Origin of the sequence: Bradyrhizobium liaoningense (genome assembly GCF_018130955.1) — a bacterium.
Taxonomy (GTDB): domain Bacteria; phylum Pseudomonadota; class Alphaproteobacteria; order Rhizobiales; family Xanthobacteraceae; genus Bradyrhizobium; species Bradyrhizobium liaoningense_C.
Genome location: NZ_JAFCJM010000010.1, coordinates 122,645 through 145,289, shown reverse-complemented (window position 1 = coordinate 145,289; position 22,645 = coordinate 122,645). Strand labels below are relative to the sequence as shown.

At 65.3% G+C, this 22,645-nt stretch carries 17 protein-coding genes and 1 pseudogene; 13 read left to right on the top strand and 5 right to left on the bottom strand.

The annotated features are described in order from the left end of the window. The first annotated feature begins 9 nt into the window (after positions 1–9). Positions 10–1,113, top strand: a complete 1,104-nt coding sequence (locus tag JQ632_RS11325) for a CaiB/BaiF CoA-transferase family protein (protein ID WP_212402384.1) — start codon at positions 10–12, stop codon at positions 1,111–1,113. A 12-nt stretch (positions 1,114–1,125) separates the two neighbouring features. Beyond that, the gene (locus tag JQ632_RS11320) at positions 1,126–1,980 is read left to right on the top strand and encodes a MaoC family dehydratase N-terminal domain-containing protein (protein WP_212402383.1); all 855 of its coding nucleotides are present in this window, start codon (positions 1,126–1,128) and stop codon (positions 1,978–1,980) included. A gap of 168 nt (positions 1,981–2,148) precedes the next feature. Here JQ632_RS11320 and JQ632_RS11315 read toward each other — a convergent pair whose 3' ends face one another. Beyond that, positions 2,149–2,667 carry a MarR family winged helix-turn-helix transcriptional regulator gene (locus JQ632_RS11315; RefSeq protein ID WP_249151748.1) on the bottom strand — a complete coding sequence of 173 codons (519 nt, stop codon included), beginning with the start codon at positions 2,665–2,667 and terminating at the stop codon, positions 2,149–2,151. A gap of 83 nt (positions 2,668–2,750) precedes the next feature. Here JQ632_RS11315 and JQ632_RS11310 point away from each other — a divergent pair, with 83 nt between their 5' ends. From JQ632_RS11310 to mdlC, 3 genes and pseudogenes are all read left to right on the top strand, one after another. Beyond that, the gene (locus JQ632_RS11310; protein ID WP_312015595.1) at positions 2,751–3,704 is read left to right on the top strand and encodes an alpha/beta fold hydrolase; all 954 of its coding nucleotides are present in this window, start codon (positions 2,751–2,753) and stop codon (positions 3,702–3,704) included. Between the two features lie 37 nt (positions 3,705–3,741). After that, positions 3,742–4,955, top strand: a pseudogene (locus tag JQ632_RS11305) (ABC transporter substrate-binding protein). A gap of 160 nt (positions 4,956–5,115) precedes the next feature. Beyond that, the gene (gene mdlC / locus JQ632_RS11300; protein ID WP_212402382.1) at positions 5,116–6,744 is read left to right on the top strand and encodes a benzoylformate decarboxylase; all 1,629 of its coding nucleotides are present in this window, start codon (positions 5,116–5,118) and stop codon (positions 6,742–6,744) included. Positions 6,745–7,134: 390 nt separating this feature from the next. Here the strand turns inward: mdlC and JQ632_RS11295 are convergent, their stop codons facing one another. Together JQ632_RS11295 and trhA are read right to left on the bottom strand one after the other, a co-directional pair. Continuing rightward, positions 7,135–7,929, bottom strand: coding sequence for an SDR family oxidoreductase (locus JQ632_RS11295; RefSeq protein WP_212402381.1), 795 nt, complete (start codon positions 7,927–7,929; stop codon positions 7,135–7,137). Between the two features lie 36 nt (positions 7,930–7,965). Further along, a complete protein-coding gene (gene trhA, locus JQ632_RS11290; protein WP_212402380.1) occupies positions 7,966–8,661 on the bottom strand; it encodes a PAQR family membrane homeostasis protein TrhA in 696 nt (231 codons plus the stop codon). A gap of 186 nt (positions 8,662–8,847) precedes the next feature. Here trhA and JQ632_RS11285 point away from each other — a divergent pair, with 186 nt between their 5' ends. Next, the gene (locus tag JQ632_RS11285) at positions 8,848–10,317 is read left to right on the top strand and encodes a YcjX family protein (RefSeq protein WP_212402379.1); all 1,470 of its coding nucleotides are present in this window, start codon (positions 8,848–8,850) and stop codon (positions 10,315–10,317) included. Then, positions 10,314–11,342 (top strand): YcjF family protein, encoded by a 1,029-nt coding sequence (locus JQ632_RS11280; RefSeq protein WP_212402378.1) that lies wholly within the window; start codon positions 10,314–10,316, stop codon positions 11,340–11,342. Before JQ632_RS11285 ends, JQ632_RS11280 begins: the two co-directional genes overlap by 4 nt. Before the next feature lie 78 nt (positions 11,343–11,420). Here JQ632_RS11280 and JQ632_RS11275 read toward each other — a convergent pair whose 3' ends face one another. Continuing rightward, the gene (locus JQ632_RS11275; RefSeq protein WP_212402442.1) at positions 11,421–12,956 is read right to left on the bottom strand and encodes a glycosyltransferase family 39 protein; all 1,536 of its coding nucleotides are present in this window, start codon (positions 12,954–12,956) and stop codon (positions 11,421–11,423) included. A 347-nt stretch (positions 12,957–13,303) separates the two neighbouring features. Between JQ632_RS11275 and JQ632_RS11270 the strand changes: the two genes are divergently transcribed. From JQ632_RS11270 to JQ632_RS11255, 4 genes are all read left to right on the top strand, one after another. After that, positions 13,304–15,037 carry an adenylate/guanylate cyclase domain-containing protein gene (locus JQ632_RS11270; RefSeq protein ID WP_212402377.1) on the top strand — a complete coding sequence of 578 codons (1,734 nt, stop codon included), beginning with the start codon at positions 13,304–13,306 and terminating at the stop codon, positions 15,035–15,037. Positions 15,038–15,330: 293 nt separating this feature from the next. Beyond that, positions 15,331–16,530, top strand: a complete 1,200-nt coding sequence (locus JQ632_RS11265; protein WP_212402376.1) for a molybdopterin-dependent oxidoreductase — start codon at positions 15,331–15,333, stop codon at positions 16,528–16,530. A gap of 11 nt (positions 16,531–16,541) precedes the next feature. Continuing rightward, the gene (locus JQ632_RS11260) at positions 16,542–16,850 is read left to right on the top strand and encodes a cytochrome c (protein WP_212402375.1); all 309 of its coding nucleotides are present in this window, start codon (positions 16,542–16,544) and stop codon (positions 16,848–16,850) included. 208 nt (positions 16,851–17,058) lie between these two features. Continuing rightward, entirely contained in the window at positions 17,059–17,259 is a 201-nt protein-coding gene (locus JQ632_RS11255) for a cold-shock protein (protein ID WP_027527932.1), read from the top strand. A gap of 241 nt (positions 17,260–17,500) precedes the next feature. On the opposite strand, the gene JQ632_RS11250 is transcribed toward JQ632_RS11255, so the two are convergent. Next, complete coding sequence (locus JQ632_RS11250) at positions 17,501–17,962, bottom strand: Lrp/AsnC ligand binding domain-containing protein (RefSeq protein ID WP_212402374.1); 462 nt, start codon at positions 17,960–17,962, stop codon at positions 17,501–17,503. Between the two features lie 113 nt (positions 17,963–18,075). On the opposite strand from JQ632_RS11250, the gene putA reads away from it, so the two are divergent. Both putA and JQ632_RS11240 read left to right on the top strand, forming a co-directional pair. Then, on the top strand, positions 18,076–21,087 hold the full coding sequence (putA, locus tag JQ632_RS11245; protein ID WP_212402373.1) for a bifunctional proline dehydrogenase/L-glutamate gamma-semialdehyde dehydrogenase PutA: 3,012 nt from the start codon (positions 18,076–18,078) through the stop codon (positions 21,085–21,087). Between the two features lie 202 nt (positions 21,088–21,289). Further along, on the top strand, positions 21,290–22,495 hold the full coding sequence (locus JQ632_RS11240; protein ID WP_212402372.1) for a CaiB/BaiF CoA-transferase family protein: 1,206 nt from the start codon (positions 21,290–21,292) through the stop codon (positions 22,493–22,495). The last annotated feature ends 150 nt before the right edge of the window (positions 22,496–22,645 follow it).

Sequence of the window (22,645 nt, the reverse complement as noted above, 5' to 3'; positions counted from 1 at the left end):
GGTCTTGCCATGGGAGCACTTGACGGGATCAGAGTGATTGCGGTCGAGCAGGCGGTTGCGGCGCCCTTCTGTTCCTCGCGCCTGGCGGATGCCGGCGCCGAGGTGATCAAGATCGAGCGGCCGGAGGGCGACTTTGCCCGCGGCTATGATGCGGCGGCAAAAGGCCAGAGCAGCTATTTCGTCTGGCTCAACCGCGGCAAGCAATCGGCCGTGGTCGATCTCGCCACCAAGGAGGGGCGCGCCGAGCTCGAAAAGTTGATCGCGAGCGCCGACGTGCTGATCCACAACCTGAAGCCGGGGTCGATGGACAAGCTCGGCTTTTCGCGCGAGCGGCTGCTGAAGGATTATCCAAAGCTGATCTCCTGCACCATCACCGGCTATGGCGACGAAGGCCCCTACGCGCATCGCAAGGCCTACGACCTCCTGATCCAGGCCGAGAGCGGGCTCGCCTCCATCACCGGCAATCCCGACGGCGCCTCGCGTGTGGGCATGTCGATCGTTGATGTTGCGACCGGCGCCACCGCGCATGCCGCGATTTTGGAAGCGCTGATCGGACGCGGGCGCACCGGCAAGGGCGCCGACATCCGCATCTCCATGTTCGACGTGATGGCCGACTGGTGCACCGTGCCGCTGCTCAATGCCGAGGCCGGCAATCCGCCCAAGCGCATGGGCTTGCGCCATCCCTCGATCGCGCCCTACGGCGTGTTCACCTCCAGGGACGGCAAGGACATCTTGATCTCGATCCAGAGCGAGCGGGAATGGAAGACGCTGTGCGCCGAAGTGCTGGACCAGCCGAACCTGCCCGCCGATCCGCGCGTCGCCAACATGGTCGAGCGCGTGCGCAACCGCGACTTCACCGACACGACGGTCGCCGACATCTTCGGCAAGATGACGCGCGATGAGCTGTTGAAGCGGCTGTCGGACGCCGACATTGCGTTTGCCGAGGTCAACACCATGGAAGATCTCACGACACATCCGCACCTGCGCCGCATCGAGGTCGATACGCCGAACGGCCGCGTCAGCTATCCCGCGCCGGCACCGATCATCGTCGGCGAAACCCGTGCCTACGGCGCGGTGCCCGCGATCGGCGAACGGCCCAACAAGAAGTCATAAGAGCGAGGCGTCATGACCGAAAAGCTCGACATCGATCATTTGCGGCAATGGATCGGCCGCACCCAGGAAGCGACCGACACCGTGACCGCGCAACTCGTCAAGGGTTTGCGCGCGACGCTGTTCCAGGACGTCGGCGAGCCCCAAAAGGGCGACGCGGCGCCGTTCACCGTGCACTGGTGCCTGGCGCAGCCGGTGTTTCCGATGTCGATGCTCGGGCTCGACGGCCATCCGACCCGCGGCGGCTTTTTGCCGCCGGTGCCGCTGCCGCGCCGGATGTGGGCCGGTGGCGAGATCGAATTTTTGGAGCCGTTGCGCGTTGGCGATGACTCGACGCGGAGCTCGCGCATTGCCGACGTGACAGTGAAGACCGGCTCGACCGGCACGCTGTGCTTCGTCGCAGTCGAGCACACCATCACGAGCCCACGCGGCGTCGCGATCCGCGAGCGGCAGGACATCGTCTATCGCGAGATGACCAGCGTGCCGGCCGCAGCGCCGGCGAAGGCGCCACCCCCGCCGCCCAAGGCGCGGCACCGCGAGAGCCACGTCTCCGATCCCGTATTGTTGTTCCGCTATTCGGCCCTGACCTTCAACGGCCACCGCATCCACTACGACCGCGACTATGTCACCAAGGTCGAGGGCTATCCCGGCCTGATCTTCCACGGGCCGTTGCAGGCCGCGCTGATCATCGAGATGGCGGCGAAGCTGCGCGGCGGCAAGGCGCCGAAGAAGTTCGCCTACCGCGGCCTGCAACCGCTGTTCGAGGGCACTGAGTTTTCGATCAACGCCAATGAGACCGACGCCGGCATGGAGCTGTGGACGGCGAATGCGGAAGGGCAGCCGACGATGAAGGGCACGGCGGTGTGGTGATGGTTTCACAGTCATTCCGGGGCGGTCCGCAGGACCGAACTATGGTGCGCAATTGCGCACCTGAGAATCTCGAGATTCCACAATTCGCAATTGCGAATTGGGGTTCGATGCTTCGCATCGCCCCGGAATGACCCTAGAACCTCCTCGTCATTGCTTCGCGCTCGCCCTTCACAGCTCATCGAGCGCAGTCCAATGCGGGACATGTTCAGCGAGCTTGTCGAGCAGGCCCTCGAACAGCTTGCGTTCGGACGCGCTCAGGCATGACAGCATCGCCCGTTCGCGCTCGCGCAAGGCGGGGATGTATTTGGCATAGAGCGCGCGGCCGGCCGGCGTCAGATACAGCCGTTGGCGACGATTGTCGTTCTTGTCGACATCGCGACGCAGCAGCTTCTTCTTCTCGAGCGCGATGATCCCGCGGCTGATATTGGCCTTGAGGTGGCCTGAGAACTCGCAGATTTCGCTCGCCGTCACGCCCTCGCGGAAATTCAGAAAGATCAGCGTGACGATCTCCGGGCGGGTGATGCCGAGCTCCATCTCGATCTTCCGGAACGATGGCTCGCGGTAGAAGTTCAGGACGTAGCCCATCTTGTAGGCGATTCTGATCTCGGTGCCGCCGAGCACGTCCTTGGTGCGGTCCGCGCCTTCCTTTGGATCGGGTTTGGCCGCACCCTTTTTAGATAGTCTCATATGTGACTTTCTCATTGCTTTCCGGATTGATCTCATCCTAACATCGCGGCCGAACAGAACAGAACTCTGGGAGATCGCCGGCTGTGAACAAGGCGGGACCCGTCGCGTCCGCGCGACGGACGCATTTGCTGTGCGCGCAGGGGCCGTCGTGCTTCTACGCGGGCACCGAGGCGCATCCGATCTATGTCGATCATGTGCGGCCGCCCGGGCGCGCACCGGAAAAGACCCCTGTCGTGATGGTGCATGGTGCCGCCCATACCGGCACCTGCTACATGGCAACGCCGGATTTGCGACCGGGGTGGGCGCCACGGTTCGCAGCCACGGGCCGGCATGTGTTCGTGCCGGACTGGCCGGGCCATGGCCGCTCGCCGCAGCGGGCGGACTTTCCGTCGCTGGGCACCGCGGACGTGGCCAATTCCCTGCTCGTGCTGCTCGAGGAGATCGGCCCCGCCGTGCTGCTCGTGCATTCGGCCAGCGGCCCGATGGCGTGGTGGATGACCGAGCGGCGTCCCGATCTCGTCCGCGCGGTCGTCGGCATCGCACCCGGCCCGCCCGCCAATCTGCTGAAGGATTTGCCGGACGATCCGGCGGCGGTCGCCGCGCTGCGCGATGATGCAAGCGCCGGCCGACCGGTCCACGCGGTCGAGGGTCGGCCGGTCTGGCTGAGCGCCGAATTCGCGGCCGCGTCCTGGGCGAATACGCCGCGTTTCCCGCAGGCTGCGTTCAAGGATTATTTCGCGTCCATCGTCCCCGAAAGTCCCCGCATCCTCAACGAGCGCTTCAACATCGGCGGACGCGGTCTCAGAGTCGACGATCCTCGCAACCTGCATGCCCATGACATTCTGATCGTCACCGGCGAGCATGACCCCCGTCATCCGCGCGAGGTCGACGCGGCGACCGCGGCCTGTTTCGGCGCCGAATTCGTCTGGCTGCCGGATCGCGGCATCAACGGCAACGGTCACATGATGATGATCGAGGACAACAGCGACGATCTGGCCACGCTGATCCTGGCCTGGCTCGATGCGGCCGGCGGCTGACACGACAAGACGCAAAAGCTCTGGAGGAAATGACAAGATGAGACTGGATTTGCTCGGATTAATCTTGGTCGCATTGACCGTTCCGACCGCCGCCCAAGCCCAGGTCAGCGGTGACGCCGTCAAGATCGGCGTCCTGACCGATATGGCCGGTGTCACCGCCGATGTCACCGGCAAGGGTTCGCTGGTCGCCGCCGAGATGGCGGTTCGCGAGATCGGCGGCACCGTGCTCGGCAAGCCGGTTCAGGTGGTTTCGGCCGATCATCAGCACAAGCCCGACATCGGCACCGGCGTTGCCCGCCAATGGTTCGATGTCGATGGCGTGGATGCGATCGTCGACGTGCCGAATTCCGGTGTTGCGCTCGCGATCCAGGGCCTCGCGCGCGAAAAGAGGCGGATCGTGCTCTATTCCGGCGCGGGCACGACGGCACTGACCAACGAGCAATGCTCGCCTTTCGGCGTGCACTGGACCTACGACACCTACGCGGTCTCGCACGGAACGGCCTCCGCCGTCGTCAAGGCCGGCGGCAATTCGTGGTTCTTCCTCGCCGCCGATTATGCCTTCGGCCAGCAGTTGCAGAAGGACGCCAGCGACGTGATCGCGGCGGCCGGCGGCAAGGTGCTGGGCGGCGTCCGCCATCCGCTCAACACACCGGATTTCTCCTCGTTCCTGCTCACCGCGCAGTCCTCCGGCGCCAAGGTCATCGGCATTGCCAATGCCGGCAACGACACCATCAATGCGATGAAGCAGGCCAATGAGTACGGGTCGTGAAGGGCGGGCAAAGTCTGGCGGCCATGATCCTGTTCTTGCAAGACATCCACACGCTGGGCCTGGAAGCCGCACAGGGCACGTATCTGACGACCGCATCCTACTGGGACATGAACGAGGCGACGCGCGCCTGGTCGAAGGAGTTCATGGCGAAGACCGGCATGCCGCCATCGATGCTGCATGCCGGCGTGTACGGCGCGGTACGGCATTATCTGAAAGCCGTTGCCAAGGCCGGCACCGACGATGCCGAGAAGGTCGCGGCTGCGATGCGTGAGGTGCCGATCGACGATGTGTTCTCGCAGGACGCAAAACTGCGCGAGGACGGGCGCGTGACGCGCACGATGTATCTGGCGCGGGTCAAGAAACCCTCGGAGTCAAAATATCCCTGGGACTATCTGGAGATCGTGCGCCCGATTCCGCCGGAGGAAACCGTGTGGCCGCTCGCAGAGAGCAAATGCCCACCGGTCAAGGGTACCTCGCGGTAACCTGCTTCGCCCGTATCGCGCGGCCTCATCTTGACTTCGTCAGGCAATCCATCGAGAGGTGGGTTGCCTTCACCTTTGCTGAAGGGCTAAGGCGGACCAATCGTCGCTCTTGCTCGGCGCAGCGGCGGAACACAAGAAGATCATCAAGGGAGCCGCCCCGATGTCGTCCCGCAAGCCTGCTGCGAAAAAAAGCAAGACGGTCACCGTCAAGCAAGCCACCCTCGATCTGCTCCGCGGTTTCGGCATCAAGCGCGTGTTCGGCAATCCCGGCTCGACCGAGCTGCCGTTTTTGAGCGACTGGCCTGACGACATCGATTACGTGCTGGCGCTCCAGGAGGCTTCCGCCGTCGGCATGGCCGATGGCTATGCGCAGGCGACGCGCAATGCCGGCTTCGTCAATCTGCATTCGGCGGCCGGCGTCGGCAATGCGCTCGGCAACATCTACACCGCGCATCGCAACCAGACGCCGCTCGTGATCACCGCGGGCCAGCAGGCCCGCTCGATCCTGCCGCTGCAGGCCTTTCTCTATGCCGAGCGCGCCTCGGAGTTTCCGCGGCCTTACGTGAAATACAGCGTCGAGCCCGCGCGCGCCGAAGACGTGCCGGCGGCGATCGCGCGCGCCTATTACACCGCGATGCAGCCGCCCTGCGGGCCGACCTTCGTCTCGATCCCGATCGACGACTGGACGCATGCGACCTCGCCGATCGAGGCGCGCAAGGTCAGCCGCGAGATCGGTCCTGAAATGGATGCGATGCAGACGCTGGTGAAGGCGCTCGGTGCCAGCAAGCACCCTGCCCTCGTCGTCGGTCCCGGCGTCGACCGTGCCGGCGCCGTCGACCTGATGGTGCGCGTCGCCGAGAAAGCCAAGGCAAGCATCTGGGTCAGCCCGTTCTCGGCGCGCTGCTCTTTCCCGGAGCGGCATCCGCAATTCGCGGGCTTTTTGCACGCCTCGCCGGCTCAGCTCTCGGATGCACTGCGCGAGCATGACCTCGTCATCGTGATCGGCGCGCCCGTGTTCACCTTCCATGTCGAAGGCCATGCCGCGATCTTCGACGGCGGCACGACGATCTTCCAGATCACGGATGATCCCGACGCCGCCGCAGTGACGCCATCAGGCACCAGCATCGTCGCGACCATGAAGCCGGCGCTCAGCGCACTGCTCGACTTGCTGCCGGAATCCAAGCGCGCCGTGCCGAAGGGCCGTGCATTGCCGCCGGCCCCAAAAGCCGCCGATCCGCTGCCGGTCGAGTTTTTGCTGCATTCACTGTCGCAGGCGATTCCGGAGGGCGCGGCGCTGGTCGAGGAAGTGCCCTCGCACCGGCCGGCGATGCAAAGGTTCATGCCGATGCGCGGCCAGGACAGTTTTTACACGATGTCGAGCGGCGGCCTCGGCTACTCGCTGCCGGCCTCCGTCGGCATGGCGCTGGGCCGGCCGAAGAGCCGCACCGTCTGCCTGATCGGCGACGGCTCGGCGATGTACTCGATCCAGGCGCTGTGGACCGCCGCCCAGCGCAAGCTGCCGCTCACCATCGTCGTCATCAACAATTCCGGCTACGGCGCGATGCGCTCCTTCAGCCAGGTCATGCAGGTGCGCAACGTGCCCGGGCTGGAATTGCCCGGCATCGATTTTGTCAAGCTCGCCGACGGCATGGGGTGCGATGCGGTGCGCGTGACGAAGGCGACGGAGCTTGGCGAGGCGCTGAAGCGCGCTCTGGCGTTCAAGGGCACGAGCCTGGTTGAGGTGGTGGTGGATTCAGCGGTGCCGCTGCTGTACGCGCAGAAGAATTAGGGACGCACTACGTATCCACAACGTCGTCCTGGCGAAGGCCAGGACCCATTGCCACAAGAAGAGGTTTGGCGAAGATTCGTGGTGACGGTTTCGCGCCGCAACTGCTCCTTGGGGTAATGGGTCCTGGCTTTCCAGGCTGTGCAAAAACTCAAGATTCGGAGAGCTCGATAGAACAGGATGCTCCACGCCCCTGCTTTCAAGCTCTTTACTGACTACTTGGTTCTCTCTTCTGTCGCGCAAGAGAATCAGATTCTACGTCGAAACGAGCGCGCTGAGTTTTTTTACGGCCTGTTTCGCCAGGACGACAGCGAGTGTGTGGCACAAGATCCCACAATTCGCGATTGCGAATTGGGGTTCGATGCTTCGCATTGCCCCGGGATGACCTGACGGTCACTTCCCGAAATCTTCCCGCATCTTCGCCTGGATCTTGGCCATGCCGCCGATCCAGCGGTCGTAGTTCTCTGTCTTCTTGCGCATGTAGCCGAGCACCTGGGGGTGCGGCAGGATCAGGAAGGTCTCCTGCTCGATGCCGGCGAGCGCGTCTTTCGCAACCTGCTCGGGCGAGAGGTCGCCATCGCCGGATTGCGGGCCCTTGGGGATCGAGCGCAACATGTTGGTGTCGACGCCTTGCGGGCAGAGGATCGAGACCTTGATGTTGTCGGCCTTGTGCGAGATCGCGAGATTTTCGGCAAAGCCGACCGCGCCGTGCTTGGTCGCCGAATAGGCGGGGCTGCCGACTTGCGACAGCAGGCCCGCCGCCGAGATGGTGTTGAGGAAATAGCCGCCGCCGCGAGATTTCATCCGAGGAACAAGGTGCCTCGCCGCATAGACATGGGCCATGACGTGGATTGCCCAGCTCCTCTGCCAGGGCTCGTCGGAGGAGCCGCCGGCATTCACCGACATCGGATCGAAACCGCCGCCGATGCCGGCATTGGAGCAGAACAGCGCGATGGGCCCAAACTGGCGCTCGGTCTCGTCGATGACGTGCAATATGTCCTTTTCCTGCGCGACGTCGCATTTGAAGGCGGCGCCGTTGACCTCGGCCGCCACGGCGCGCGCGCCGGCCGCCTCCATGTCCGCGACCACGACCTTGGCCGCGCCCGCCCTGTGAAAGACCTCGCACAGCGCCTTGCCGATGCCATTGGCGCCGCCGGTGACGACCACGACCTTGCCGGCCACCTGCATCTGACCTCTCCCTTGATATCCGCTTGTTGTCGTCGATCAGGTCAGGACCAGATCGAGCACCGCGGTATAATGGCATGCCGCGCCGGCCAAGACAAAGCCATGCCAGATCGCGTTTTGGAAGCGCAGCCGCTGCCAGGCGTGGAAGATCACGCCACACGTGTAGAGCGCGCCGCCTGCGACCACGAACCACAGCGCCATGGCCGGCAGCGCCTTGACCACGGCATCATAGAGCATCATGCCGCTCCAACCCATCGCGAGGTAAATTCCAACCGCGACGCGGTCGAAGCGCCCGGGGTAGCAAAGCTTGAGCACGATGCCGAGGATCGCGACGCACCAGACGCCGGCGAGGAGCGCCAGCGCGAACAGGCTGTCCTTCAGTTCCAGAATGAACGGCGTATAGGTCGCCGCGATCAAGAGGTAGATCGCGGAATGGTCGAAGCGCCGCAACACCCACTTCGCGCGTGATACCGGCCAGAGGTTATAGGTCGCTGACAAGACCAGCATCGACAAGAGGCCGGCGACGTAGATCGAGACGCCGACGATGTTGATGGCGCTGGCATAGACCGCGGCCAGCACCACCAGCACCGTCGCTGCGATGATTCCGGAGAGCACACCGATCGCATGAACGATGCCGTCGGCGATCAGCTCGGCGCGGTCATAATTCCAGCGGATCGCGTCAGCCGCAGCATGGACGGAGGTCGACGCGAATTGTTTCAGCCTGAAAACGGTCATGCCTGCCCACACGCAACGAGGAGACGGTCTGATATTGGTCTTTGGCAGTTAACGCCACGTTCAACGGCGGCTTCGCCCGAAAAGGCGGTGGAAGTATGAAGCTTGATTTTCGTCAGACAGTTGCCACTTTTGTGACTAGTCCAATTTGCCTATTCGCCCGCCCGCCCGAGATCCTTCGCTTTACCCATGGCTTTCAGTTTCCAGGATATGGTCGAGGAGGCGCGCCTGTCGGCCCGGGCGCTCCTTGACTATGGCGAGCATTTCTTCAATCCGACCGTGCGGCTCGGCGTCACCGGCCTGTCGCGCGCCGGCAAGACCGTCTTCATCACCGCGCTGATCCACGGCCTGACCCGCGGCGGCCGCTTTCCAGTGTTCGAGGCCTATGCGTCGGGCCGGATCGCCCGCGCCAATCTGGCGCCGCAACCGGACGATGCCGTGCCGCGTTTTGCCTATGAAAGCCATCTGCGCGCGCTGATCGAGGAGCGGCGCTGGCCGAACTCGACCACCGATATCAGCGAGCTCCGCCTGGTGATCGATTACCAGCGCCAGAACGGCGCGGATCGCACGCTGACGCTCGATATCGTCGACTATCCCGGCGAATGGCTGCTCGACCTGCCGCTGCTGCAAAAGAGCTACGAGCAATGGTCGGCCGAGAGCCTCGCGCTGTCCCGCGAAGCGCCGCGCGCGCATCTCGCCGCCGACTGGCACGCGCATCTGGCCACGCTGAAGCCGGAGGCGCGCGAGGACGAGCAGGCGACGCTGGCAGCGGCAAAACTGTTCACCGACTATTTGCGCGCCTGCCGCGATGAGCGCTTTGCGATGAGCTTGCTGCCGCCCGGACGCTTCCTGATGCCCGGCAATCTCGCTTATACCCCGGCGCTGACCTTTGCGCCGCTTGATGTTCCCGTCGACGGACAGGCGCCGGAGGGATCGCTGTGGGCAATGATGGTGCGGCGCTACGAGGCCTACAAGGACGTCGTGGTGCGGCCGTTCTTCCGCGATCATTTTGCACGGCTCGATCGCCAGATCGTGCTGGCCGATGCGCTCTCCGCCTTCAACTCCGGGCCCGAGGCGCTGCACGATCTCGAAGCCGCGCTCGCGGGCATTCTCGATTGTTTCAACATCGGGCGCAGCACCATCCTCTCCAGCCTGTTCCGGCCGCGCATCGACCGCATCCTGTTTGCGGCGACCAAGGCCGACCATCTGCACCATTCCAGCCATGACCGTCTCGAGGCCGTGCTGCGCCGTGCGGTGGCGCGCGCGGTGACGCGGGCGGAGAGCACCGGCGCCGAGATCGACGTGGTGGCGCTCGCCGCGGTGCGCGCCACGCGCGAGGCGCAGGTCTCGCGCGGCCGCGACAAGCTTCCCTCCATCCTGGGAACGCCGGCGGCCGGCGAAAGCGCCGGCGGCGAATTCTTCGACGGCAACACCGAGGTCGCGACCTTTCCGGGCGACCTGCCCGCCGATCCCGAGGCGCTGTTCAACGGCAACGATGCGTTTCGCGGGCTCTCCACGGCCGCGCCGGAGAAGAGCGATTTCCGCTTCCTGCGCTTTCGCCCGCCAAAGCTCGAGCGTGAGGGCGACGGAGAACCGACCCTGCCTCACATCCGCCTCGACCGTGCCTTGCAGTTCCTGATCGGAGACAGATTGCAATGAGCGACCGATCCGAGCCACGGCGGCCGGCGACGTTCCGCCTCGACGATCCCGGCGTCGTCGTGACGGAAGCCGACGAGACCGGCCGCGCCCTGCGCGGCACGATCCAGATCACGCCGGAGCCCGATCCGGCGCAGCTTCCCGTTCCCATTGAAACACGGCTGCCGGCGCGGCGCGGCTTTCCCTGGGGCACGCTGTTCTGGTCGGGCCTTGCCGGGTTGACGCTGCTCGGCGTCGGCCTCGGCGTCGTTCACCTGATCGAGGATCTGTTTGCGCGCAGCGAAACGCTCGGCTTCGTCGGCCTTGCCTTTGCCTTCGTCACCACGCTGGCGCTCGCGGTCGTGATCGGACGCGAGGCCTTTGGCCTGGCGCGGCTTGCGACCATCGAGAAGCTGCATCAGCGTGCGACCGCGGTGCTGGCCAGCGACGACCGCGCCGAGAGCCGCGCCATCGTGCAGGACCTGCTCAGAATCGCGCATCAGAATCCGCAGCTCGCGCGCGCCCGCGCCGCGCTGCAAAACCATGCCGGCGAGATCATCGACGGCGCCGACATGGTGCGCCTCGCCGAGCGCGAATTGATGGCACCGCTGGACGAGGAAGCGCGGCGACTCGTTTCGACAGCCGCGCAGCGGGTCTCGATCGTCACCGCCGTCTCGCCGCGTGCGCTGATCGACGTGCTGTTCGTGTTCGTCGCCTCGCTTCGCCTGATCCGCCAGCTGGCGCGGCTCTATGGCGGCCGGCCCGGCGCCCTCGGCATGATCCGCCTGCTCCGCCACGTCATCGCCCATCTCGCCATCACCGGCGGCATGGCGGCGAGCGACAGCCTGGTGCAGCAGATGCTCGGCCACGGCATCGCGGCAAAACTGTCGCAGCGGTTGGGCGAAGGCGTGCTCAACGGGCTCCTGACGGCGCGACTCGGGTTAGCTGCGATCGACGTCACGCGCCCGCTGCCGTTCGCGGCCCTGCCGCAGCCAAAGCTGTCAGACCTCGCGACGGATTTGCTGCGGAAGAAGGACGACGAGGCGTAGCGCGCGCTTTCTCGCCGCATGCTCGCCGCACCCTCCCCTGGAGGGCCCCTCCAGGGGAGGGTAAGAGTTCGCGCTTCGCTAGCTACGCAAGCGTAGGGAAGGCGACATATCCCCCGCCAGCACGCGCCACTGGAACAGCGGCGAGTCCTTTGGCGGCGCGAGCTCCGGCGTCCAGCCGGTGAGCTTTTCCAGCGCGTAGGTATCCATGACGAGGCCACGCCAGCGGCGTTGAACCTCTTCCAGCGGCTCGCGCTTCACCGGGATCGTCTCCCAGAGCGGCGCACGGTTGTCCGGCTCACGGCCGACATAGATGCCGGCATGGCCGCGGATCTTGTCCATGCCGGGATCGCAAAAGCCCTGGAAGCGGCCGCGCTCGTTGATCTCGACGACGGGCACGCGGTCGCGCAGCAGCCAGCGCAGCATGGCATAGGTGCGGTAGTCCGTGGTCGCGACCCAGGTCGCGCCGGTCTTGTCGAGCTGGGCCTCGAGGCGCGCAACGACCTGCTCGTAGCCGGCCTCGCCGCCGATCGGATCGATCTTGCCGAGCAGGTTGAACGGTGCGACGACATAATAGAGAAACACAAGGACGACGAAAGCAATGCCGGTCGCCACCGCGGTGTCGGCCCAGAAGATCGTCGACTTGATCATCCAGCCCGGCCAGCCCTCGCGCGGCAGCATCGCGATGTTGATGGCGGCGGCCGCAAAGCCGACCGGCCACATGAACATCGGCCAGGTGTCGCCGACCCGCAGCGTCAGCGACTTCCAGAGGAAATAGAGGAACGGCACCAGCACCGCTGTCGACAGCAGGATGGCGACCGGCTCGCGCCTGCGATAGCCGCGCCACGCCGTCAGCGTCAGGCCGGACAGCACCACCGGCAGCATGACGAAACCGACCAATCCGAATTGCAGGCCGATATAGTCGCCGACGGTGCGCCAGGAGATGTCGTAATTGGCGGTCGCGCGCACGAGCTGGAAGCGGAACGTTGCCCAGTCGTGCTGCGCGTTCCAGACCAGCACCGGCGAGAACACGACGATCGCGATCAGCGCCGCGAGATATGGATAGGGACTGCGCAGCCAGCGCCACCGCCAATCCGGCACCAGCGCAAAGGCAAGCACCGCGGGCGCGAACATGATCGCCGTGAATTTTGCGAGCAGCGAAAGGCCCGCGAACAATCCCGCCAGCAGCCACCAGCGGCCGTCGCCGCTCTGCGATATCAGGACCAGCGACCAGATCATAGCAACCGCGAACGGGATCATCGCGATGTCGGGCGACACTTTCGACATCAGCAGGCCGTAATAGAGCGCGGCCTCCGGCATCAGCACCGCGAGCACGATCGCGCGCGCGTCATGGGTGACGCGGCGGACGATATCGGCGAGCAGGAGCTGGGTGATCAGCATCGCCAAAATGCCACCGAAACGCACGCCGAGCGTGGTGTCGCCAACAATCGCGGTGCCGAAGCGGATGAACCAGGCGATCATGGGCGGATGATCGAGGAAGCTCAGCGCGCTCTCCTTCGACCAGGTCCAGTAATAGGCCTCGTCGGTGCGCAGCTCGATCGCACTGGCATAGACGATGCGGAGCAGCGTCATCGCGGCGATCACGGCCGCGGCCATGATGAGCGACCGGCGCGCGGCGTGGTCTTTCGGGGCAGTCATGGCGGGGGCTGTCGTCACGGGCGGCTTTTCCCCGACTCCTTGGACCGAGTCAATCGGGGATGGGCCCCATTGCTCAGCCGACGTCCCGGCGCAGGCCGGGACCCATAACCACAGGTAGCGGTTGTGACGCGAGATGGTAGTTAAGAGTCTTCGCCAAACTACTCCCTGGGGTTATGGGCCCCGGCCTGCGCCGGGGCGACAGAAGCGTATGCGGCATGCCGCGCAAGTGATCGCACACGCTGTTCACTGCGGGAATTAAATTCTACGCTGGCCGTTCTCCTCTCCAAGCTGATACACAACCGCCCATGGCTTCCCTTCGAACCAGACTAGCCGACCTCCTCCACGGCACCAGCGTGCGCCAGATCCGGCTGGTCTGCGGCGTCATCCTGTTCGCCTATGTGGTCAGCCATTTCCTCAACCATGCGCTCGGCAACGTCTCGGTCGATGCCATGGAGGCCGGGGTCTACTACCACACTCTCTTCTGGCAGTTTCTCCCCGTCACCTTGCTGTTCTACACGGCGGCGCTGGTGCATGCCGGGCTCGGCGTGTTTGCGCTGTACCAGCGCCGGCAGTTTCGCTGGAAGACAGTCGAGCCGCTCCAGCTCGTGCTAGGCCTGAGCATCCCCCTGCTCGTGATGGCGCATGTCATCGGTATCAGGCTCGGCCTGACGATCTACGGGCACGAGAAGCTTTACCCGCAGGAGCTCTATCTGTTCTTTGTCCTGGCCCCCGCCCGGCTCTGGCAGATGACGATCCTGCTCGTGATCGCCTGGGTGCACGGCTGCATCGGCCTGTACTTCTGGCTGCGCATGAAAACCTTCTTCACGCGCGCCGCGCCCTATCTGCTTTCGGCCGCCGTGCTGATCCCGACGCTGGCGATGCTCGGCATCTACCAGGGTGGACGCAGCGTCGCCATGGACAGTGACGACGCGGACTGGCGCAAGACGAATTATACAAGGCAACAGGTCGGCACCGTCGCGGAAAACAAGACGCTCGACCGCATCAGCGGCGGCCTCGTCATGGGCTATCTCGGCCTGCTCGGCGTGGTGCTGCTCGCAAGAGGCGTGCGGGCGCTGCAGGAGCGGCGCGGCGGCATGATCGCGCTGTCTTACGGCAACGGCAAGACGGTGCGCGTGCCCAAGGGGCTCAGCGTGCTGGAGGCGAGCCTGCGCCATAACGTACCGCATGCCAGCGTCTGCGGCGGCCGCGCCCGCTGCTCGACCTGCCGCATCCGCATCATCGGCGATCACGCCGCCCTGCCAGAACCCTCGCAGCGCGAGGCCTTCGTGCTCACACGCGTCGGCAGCAACGATCCGTCGATTCGCCTCGCCTGCCAGCTGCGACCGACCTGCGATCTCTCCTTCTTCCAGCTCTTCATGCCGCAGACGCTGTCGGCGAATGCGCAGGGCTCGGCGCCGGCGCGGATCGGCCAGGAGCGCTATCTCGTCAGCCTGTTCGTCGACATGCGCGGCTCGACGCAGCTCGCCGAGAAGCGGCTGCCGTTCGACACCGTGTTCATCGTCAACCGCTTCCTCGCGGCAGTGTCGCAGGCGGTGCTGGAGAATGGCGGCCAGCCGAACCAGTTCGTCGGCGACGGCATGCTGGCGCTGTTCGGGCTCACGGCGAGCCCGCAGCTCGCCTGCCGCCAGGCGCTGAAGGCCGCCACCGGCATCGCCCTCCATGTCGACGAGCTCAATCAGCTCCTGAGCCACGATCTGCGCCAGCCGATCCGCTTCGGCATCGGCATTCACGGCGGCGAGGTCATCATCGGCGACATCGGCTACCGCGACCACATCGTCTTCACCGCGCTCGGCGACGCGGTCAACGTGGCCGCGCGCCTGCAGGACATGACCAAGACGCTCGCCTGCGAGGCCGTCGTCTCCGACGAGGTGCGGCTGACGGCCGGGCTTGCCGAGGACACCCTGCCGCAGCAGGAGGTCACGATCCGCGGCCGCGACGAGCCGATGGTGGTGCGCGTCGTCGCCGATACAAGACAGCTCGCTTTGCTCGTTGACGGTACCGAGCTTGCAGCGGCGTAAGTCGCGGGCCAGGTGGGAGGTGCGCCCCCTCTCCCGCTTGCGGGAGAGGGCTGGGGAGAGGGTGTCTCAGCAATGGGGCAATCCCCAAGCGGACAGAACCCTCACCCGCGCCTTCGGCGCGACCTCTCCCGCAAGCGGGAGAGGTGTCCCACCAGCACCGGCCTGTTGCAGCGCAGCGTCATCCGCACGCGGCGAAAGCACGAATTGACTTCGCCTGAGTGGAAGCAACAGATGCTCGCGGGGTTCGTGGTGATGACCCGAGTCTCTGAGAACAAGCTCCGTGGGGAGATGAGATGATCGACAGACGTGACCTGCTCAAGGGAGCGGGCTTCGCCGCGTTGGCGGCGGGCCTCGGCTCCACCAAGGCACTGGCGCTCGACACCGTGACGCTGCCCTTCGCCAACGGCGAACGTCCGCTGGTGCGATATCCGCAGAAGCGGCCGATGATCGGCCTGGCCAGCCGGCCGCCGCAGCTCGAAACGCCGTTCGCGGTTTTCAACGACGGCCCGCTCACGCCGAACAACGCGTTCTTCGTCCGCTATCACCTCTCCGACCTGCCCTACAATCTCGATCCCGACAAGTTCACGCTCGAGGTCAAGGGCAAGGTCGACAAGCCGCTGAAATTGTCGCTGAAGGACATTCGCAAGATGAAGGCGACCGAGATCGTCGCCGTCAATCAATGCTCCGGCAACAGCCGCGGCTTCTCCGAGCCGCGCGTGGCCGGCGGCCAGCTCGGCAACGGCGCGATGGGCTGCGCGCGCTGGCGCGGCGTGCCGCTCAAGACCGTCCTCGAGATGGCCGGCGTACAGGCCGGCGCCCGGCAGGTCACCTTCAACGGCATGGACGGTCCGGTCAGCGACAAGACGCCCGACTTCGTCAAGGCGCTCGACATCGACCACGCCCGCGACGGCGAGGTGATGCTGGCTTATGGCATGAACGGCGAGGACCTGCCGTTCCTCAACGGTTTCCCGCTGCGCCTGGTCGTGCCGGGCTATTACGGCACATACTGGCTCAAGCACCTCAACGAGATCACCGTCATCGACAGCGTCTATGACGGCTTCTGGATGAAGTCGGCCTATCGCATCCCCGATACGCCGAACAATGCGATCGAGCCCGGCACCACGCCGAAGGCGACGATCCCGATCAACCGCTTCACCATCCGCTCCTTCATCACCAGCGTCGCCGACGGCGCCAAGCTCAAGGCCGGCAGCACCACGCTGCGCGGCATCGCCTTCGACGGCGGCAAGGGCATCAAGGAGGTCGCGGTCTCGACCGACGGCGGCAAGACCTGGACGAATGCCAAGCTCGGCAAGGATCTCGGCAAATACGCCTTCCGCGAATGGAAGCTGCCGGTGAAGCTCACGGCAGGTCCGGTCGAACTCAAGGTCCGCGCGACAAGCAATTCCGGCGAGACGCAGCCGGACACGCCGCGCTGGAACCCCGCCGGGTACTTGCGCAACGTCGTCGAAACCGTTCGCGTGACCGCGGCGTGAGGAGAATGATCATGAAGCGGACCGCTCTTCTCCTGCCCGGCCTTGCGCTCGCGGCCTGTCTCGGTGCGGCGACCGCCGCCCCGATTGCCTACAAGACCCCGGACGAGACCGCGGCGTTCAAGCCGGGGCCCAACGTCGAATTGGTCAAGAACAACTGCACCGCCTGTCATTCGGTCGACTACGTCGCCACGCAGCCGCCGATGAAGGACAGGAAGGGTTTTTGGCAGGCCGAGGTGACCAAGATGATCAAGGTCTATGGCGCACCGATCGACGATGCTGACGTCGGCAAGATCGTCGATTATCTGGCTGCGACTTATTGAGAGGGGCGCGGTCGGGGCTGTGTCAAATGATCGCTAAACGGGCAAAACCGGCAAAACCGCCGCCAAGTTGAGCGATTTTCGCCCCCGTGCCGTTGTGGTTTGAGCTACCAAGCCCGCAACATTCCGCGTATCCTGTTAGGACCGAGCCGGCCGGTTTGCGGGGACTGGCGGCTCGCGCTCGTGGAGGAAGACCCGCGGAGAAGACGTGATGCCCAAAGGTACGGTTAAGTGGTTCAACCCGACGAAGGGTTATGGATTCATCCAGCCTGCGTCGGGAGGCAAGGATGTGTTCGTGCATATCTCGGCAGTGCAGAAAGCCGGTCTGTCGACCCTCAACGAGGGACAGACGGTTGAATACGAAGAAATCGCCAACCGGGGCAAGACGTCCGCAGAGAACCTCAAAGTTTAAGCCCAGGGCATTTGCCGCTCCCGGATTCCATCCGGGAGTTGGGCCAAAAAAATTTTAGACGATTGGGTGCATTCGACAGGGCTTGCGATTGCGCACACGCGATTTTTTTGCGTGCAAGGAACCTCTGATCGTTACGATGCATATGACAATCGCGGGGCCGTTCCGATGGAATCGGAACGGGTCTGATTTGACGCGTTTTCTTGACACGAACCGGTATCCACTTCGCTTGAAAACGCTCTAGCTAGCCCACCGGCAGTGGTGCGTCGCGCTTGATTTCTTCCATCACGGCATAGGTGCGCGTCTCGCGCACGCCCGGCATTGAGAGCAGCCGCTCGCCGAGAAAGCGGCGATAAGCCGTCATGTCCGGCAGCCGCGCCTTCACCAGGTAGTCGAAGCCGCCGGCGACCATGTGACACTCCAGCACCTCCGGCGCGAGCTTTACGGCGCGCGCGAACCGCTCGAAATTGTCGGGCGTGGTCTTGTCGAGCAGCACCTCGACGAACACCAGAAGCCCAAGCCCGAGCCGGTGCGGATTAAGTCTCGCGCCATAGCCTTCGACAAAACCTTCGCGCTGCAGCCGCTTCAGACGTTCGCCGACCGAGGTCGGGGACAGGCCGACCCGTTCCGCCAAGTCGACGTTTGGAATACGCCCATCCTCTTGAAGTATCGAGAGGATTTTGCGGTCTGTGCGATCAAGATCCATACTATCTACGGTCAAATGGCACTCTATGTTTATTTCCTAAGGCAAAACCGCTATTTTGTCTATCGAACTACGGCCGTGCGGGGATTACGTTTGAACCCGTCACAGGAATCGCCATGCCGAACGCCTTATCGCTTTCCTTGCCGCGCTTCAGCGCGCCCTACGCGCCAGATGATGCCGAGATCGCCGCCGCCTTGCAGCTGACGGCCCACCTCTCCCCGCCGCAGGACGCGCGGATCGACCGCACCGCGACGCGGCTGATCGAGGCGATCAGGACCCGCGACGACCGGCTCGGCGGCGTCGAGGACATGCTGCGCGAGTTCGCGCTCTCGACCAAGGAGGGGCTGGCGCTGATGGTGCTGGCGGAGGCGCTGCTGCGCGTGCCCGACGCCCGCACCGCCGACCAGTTCATCGAGGACAAGCTCGGCGAAGGCGACTTCATCCACCACGAGACCAAGTCGAGCGCCTTCCTGGTCAATGCCTCGGCCTGGGCGCTCGGCCTGTCGGCGCGCGTGATCCAGCCGGGCGAAACCCCGGACGGCACGATCGGCCGGCTGGTGAAGCGGCTGGGCGCGCCCGCGGTGCGCGCCGCCACCCGCCAGGCAATGCGGCTGATGGGCAATCATTTCGTGCTCGGTGAGACCATCGAGCAGGCGCTGGAGCGCGCGGGGCCGCGCTCAGGCCACCAGCCCCGCTATTCCTTCGACATGCTCGGCGAAGGCGCGCGCACGGCGTCCGATGCGACGCGATACTTCGATGCCTATGCCAGCGCGATCGAGACGATCGGCAAGGCCGCGGGCGAGCGTCCCCTGCCCGACCGCCCCGGCATTTCCGTAAAACTCTCGGCGCTGCATCCGCGCTTCGAGGCGATCAGCCGCGACCGCGTGATGCGGGAGCTGGTGCCCGATCTTCTTGATCTCGCCAAGCGCGCCAAGGCGCATGATCTGAACTTCACGGTCGATGCCGAGGAGGCCGACCGCCTCGAACTCTCACTCGACGTGATCGCGGCGACGCTCGCCGATTCCGCGCTCGCCGGCTGGGACGGTTTTGGGCTAGCGATCCAGGCCTACCAAAAACGCGCCGGCGACGTCATCGACTACATCGACGGCCTTGCCCGCGCGCTCGATCGCAAGCTCATGGTGCGCCTGGTCAAGGGCGCGTATTGGGACACCGAGATCAAGCGCGCGCAGGAGCGCGGGCTCGACGGCTATCCCGTCTTCACCCGCAAGGCGATGACGGATCTCAACTACGTCGCCTGCGCCCGGAAGCTGCTGGCGCTGCGCCCGCGCATCTTCCCGCAATTCGCAACCCACAACGCGCTGACGGTCGCGACCGTGCTGGAGCTTGCCGGTCACGACGGCGGCTACGAATTCCAGCGCCTGCACGGCATGGGCGAAGCGCTCTATGAGCGGCTGGCGCAGGACCATCCCGGCATCGCTTATCGCACCTACGCGCCGGTCGGCAGCCATCGCGACCTCCTCGCCTATCTGGTGCGGCGCCTTCTGGAGAACGGCGCCAACTCCTCCTTCGTGGCGCAAGCCTCCGACTATCGCGTGCCGGTCGCCACCCTGCTGCAGCGTCCGGCCGACTTCGTGGCCAAGCCGCAGCAGGCTAGCCACCCCAGGATTCCGCTGCCGCGCGATCTCTTCGCGCCGGAGCGCAGGAATTCGAAAGGTGTCGAATTCGGCGAACGCGCCGCGCTCGACCGCCTGCTTGCCGACATCGCTGCCGAGACGACCGATCTCAGGCCGGTCAGCGATGACACCCCGGAACAGGCCAATGCTGCGATTGCCGCCGCCCGCGCCGGCTTCGCATCGTGGAGCCGGACGCCGGCGGCTACGCGCGCGGCGGCGCTGGAGCAGGCCGCCTATCTCCTCGAGCAGCGCGCCGCGCATTTCATGGCGCTGCTGCAACGCGAGGGCGGCAAGACGCTCGACGACGCGCTCTCCGAGGTCCGCGAAGCCGCCGACTTCTGCCGCTACTACGCCGCGCAGGGCCGAAAGCTTTTCGGCACTGACGAGGCGATGCCGGGCCCGACCGGCGAGAGCAATGGGCTCGCTTTGCGCGGCCGCGGCGTATTCGTCGCGATCTCACCCTGGAACTTTCCGCTGGCGATCTTCCTCGGCCAGGTCACGGCGGCGCTGATGGCCGGCAATGCGGTGGTGGCAAAGCCCGCCGAGCAGACGCCGCGGATCGCGATCGAGGCGGTGCAGCTGCTGCACGAAGCGGGCGTGGCACAAAGCGCGCTGCATCTCGTCACCGGCGATGGCCGTATCGGCGCGGTTCTGACCGCGCATCCCGATATCGCCGGCGTCGTCTTCACCGGCTCGACCGAGGTCGCGCGCGCGATCAACCGGACGCTCGCCGCCAAGGACGGACCGATCGTGCCGCTGATCGCGGAGACCGGCGGAATCAATGCCATGATCGCGGATGCGACCGCGCTGCCCGAGCAGGTCGCCGACGACGTCGTCACCTCCGCCTTCCGCTCCGCCGGTCAGCGCTGCTCAGCGCTGCGGCTCTTGTTCGTGCAGGAAGAGGTCGCCGACCGCATGATCGAGATGATCGCGGGTGCCGCGCGCGAACTGCGGATCGGCGATCCCGGCGACATCGCGACCCATGTCGGGCCGGTGATCGACGCCGAGGCCAAAGAGCGGCTGGACGCCCATATCGCGCGCATGGCGAAAGAGGCGCGGCTGCATTTTGCCGGCAAGGCGCCCGAGGGGACGTTCGTCGCACCGCATATTTTCGAGCTCGCGGACGCCGGCCAGCTCACCGAAGAGGTTTTCGGCCCGATCCTGCATGTCGTGCGCTACCGCGCCGAGCATCTCGACCGCGTGCTCCAGGCGATCGAGCAGAGCCGCTTCGGGCTCACGCTCGGCATCCACTCCCGCATCGACGACACGATCGAGGCTGTTATCGCGCGGTTGTCGGTCGGCAACATCTACGTCAACCGCAACATGATCGGCGCGGTCGTCGGCGTGCAGCCGTTCGGCGGCAACGGCCTGTCCGGAACCGGCCCCAAGGCCGGCGGCCCGCACTATCTCGCGCGCTTTGCCACCGAGCAGACCGTGACGATCAACACCGCCGCTGCCGGCGGCAATGCTGCCTTGCTTGCAGGCGAGGAGTAGAGCCAAGCTCTCTCTCACCGTCACCCCCGCGCAATGGCGAAGCCGTTGCGCGGAGGATGACGGAACTGATATCTCCATCGCAGCGGGCGCCCTGCGCCTAGCGCCGTTGCATCCCGCCAAAACATCGGTCAATGATCGAACGGCATCCGCTGCGCGAATTCCAGCGCGCGGGATACGACAAGAGCGAGGGAGCGTCGCCGCGATGGAGAAGGGCATTTTTGCAGGGCTCAAGGTTCTGGACTGCGCGAGCTTCATCGCCGCCCCTGCTGCCGCGACCGTGCTGTCGGATTTCGGTGCCGACGTCATCAAGATCGAGCCGCCGGGCACGGGCGATCCCTACCGCAACCTGCCCAACCTGCCCGGCTATCCCGCGAGCGAGCACAACTTTGCCTGGCTGCTCGAAGCCCGCAACAAGAAGAGCCTCGCACTCGACCTCACCAAGCCCGAGGCACAGGCCGTGCTCTACAAGCTGGTGGAGGAGACCGACGTCTTCATCACCAACATGCCGCCGCAGGTGCGCATCAAGCTCGGCATCACCCACGAGCATCTCGCCCATCTCAACGAGCGGCTGATCTACGCCTCCTTCACCGGCTATGGCGAGAAGGGCGAGGAGGCCAACAAGCCCGGCTTCGACAGCAACGCCTATTGGGCGCGCTCCGGCCTGATGGACCTCGTGCGCGCCGACATCCACACCACGCCGGCCCGCTCGGTCGCCGGCATGGGCGATCATCCCTGCGCGATGGCGTTCTACGGCGCCATCGTCACCGCGCTCTATCAGCGCGAGAAGACCGGCAAGGGCTCGCACGTCGCCTCCAACCTGATGGCGAACGGCGTGTGGGCCGCGAGTGTGCTGGCGCAGGCAAAGCTCTGCGGCGCAAAGTTTGGCGAGCGGCGGCCGCGCGAGCGTGCGCTCAATGCGGTCGCCAACCATTATCAGTGCAAGGACGAGCGCTGGCTGATCCTGTCGCTGCTCAACGAGGAGCGGCAATGGCCGACGCTCGCCCGCTGCCTCGGGCGTGAGGATTTGATCGACGATCCCCGCTTCGCGACCAAGGCCGACCGCCACGCGCGCTCGGTCGAGCTGATCAAGATTCTCGACGAAACTTTCGCCACCAAGGACCTCGCCGAATGGCGAAAGATCCTCGACGGCAACGGGCTGGTGTTCGGCGTCGTCGGCATCCTCGACGATCTGCCGACCGACAAGCAGATGCTCGACAATGAGGTGCTGGTGCCGTTCGAGAACGACACCATGCTTACGGTCAACAGCCCGATCTGGATCGACGGCGCCAAAAAGGTGCAGCCGCGCAAGCCGCCGGCGGTCGGCGAGCACAGCGACGAGATCTTGCGTCAGGCGGGCTACGACGAGGCGACGATCAGGAAGCTGCGGGCGGCGGGGGCGGTGGCGTAGGGGCTGGTGATTGCGGAGGGGCTGACGCTAGCCCCAACGTCATGGCCGGGCTTGACCCGGCCATCCACGTGCCTCCGCGCTTGAGGACAGACGTGGATGCCCGGGTCAAGCCCGGGCATGACGACTGAGAGGATTGCGCGCAGCTTGCTG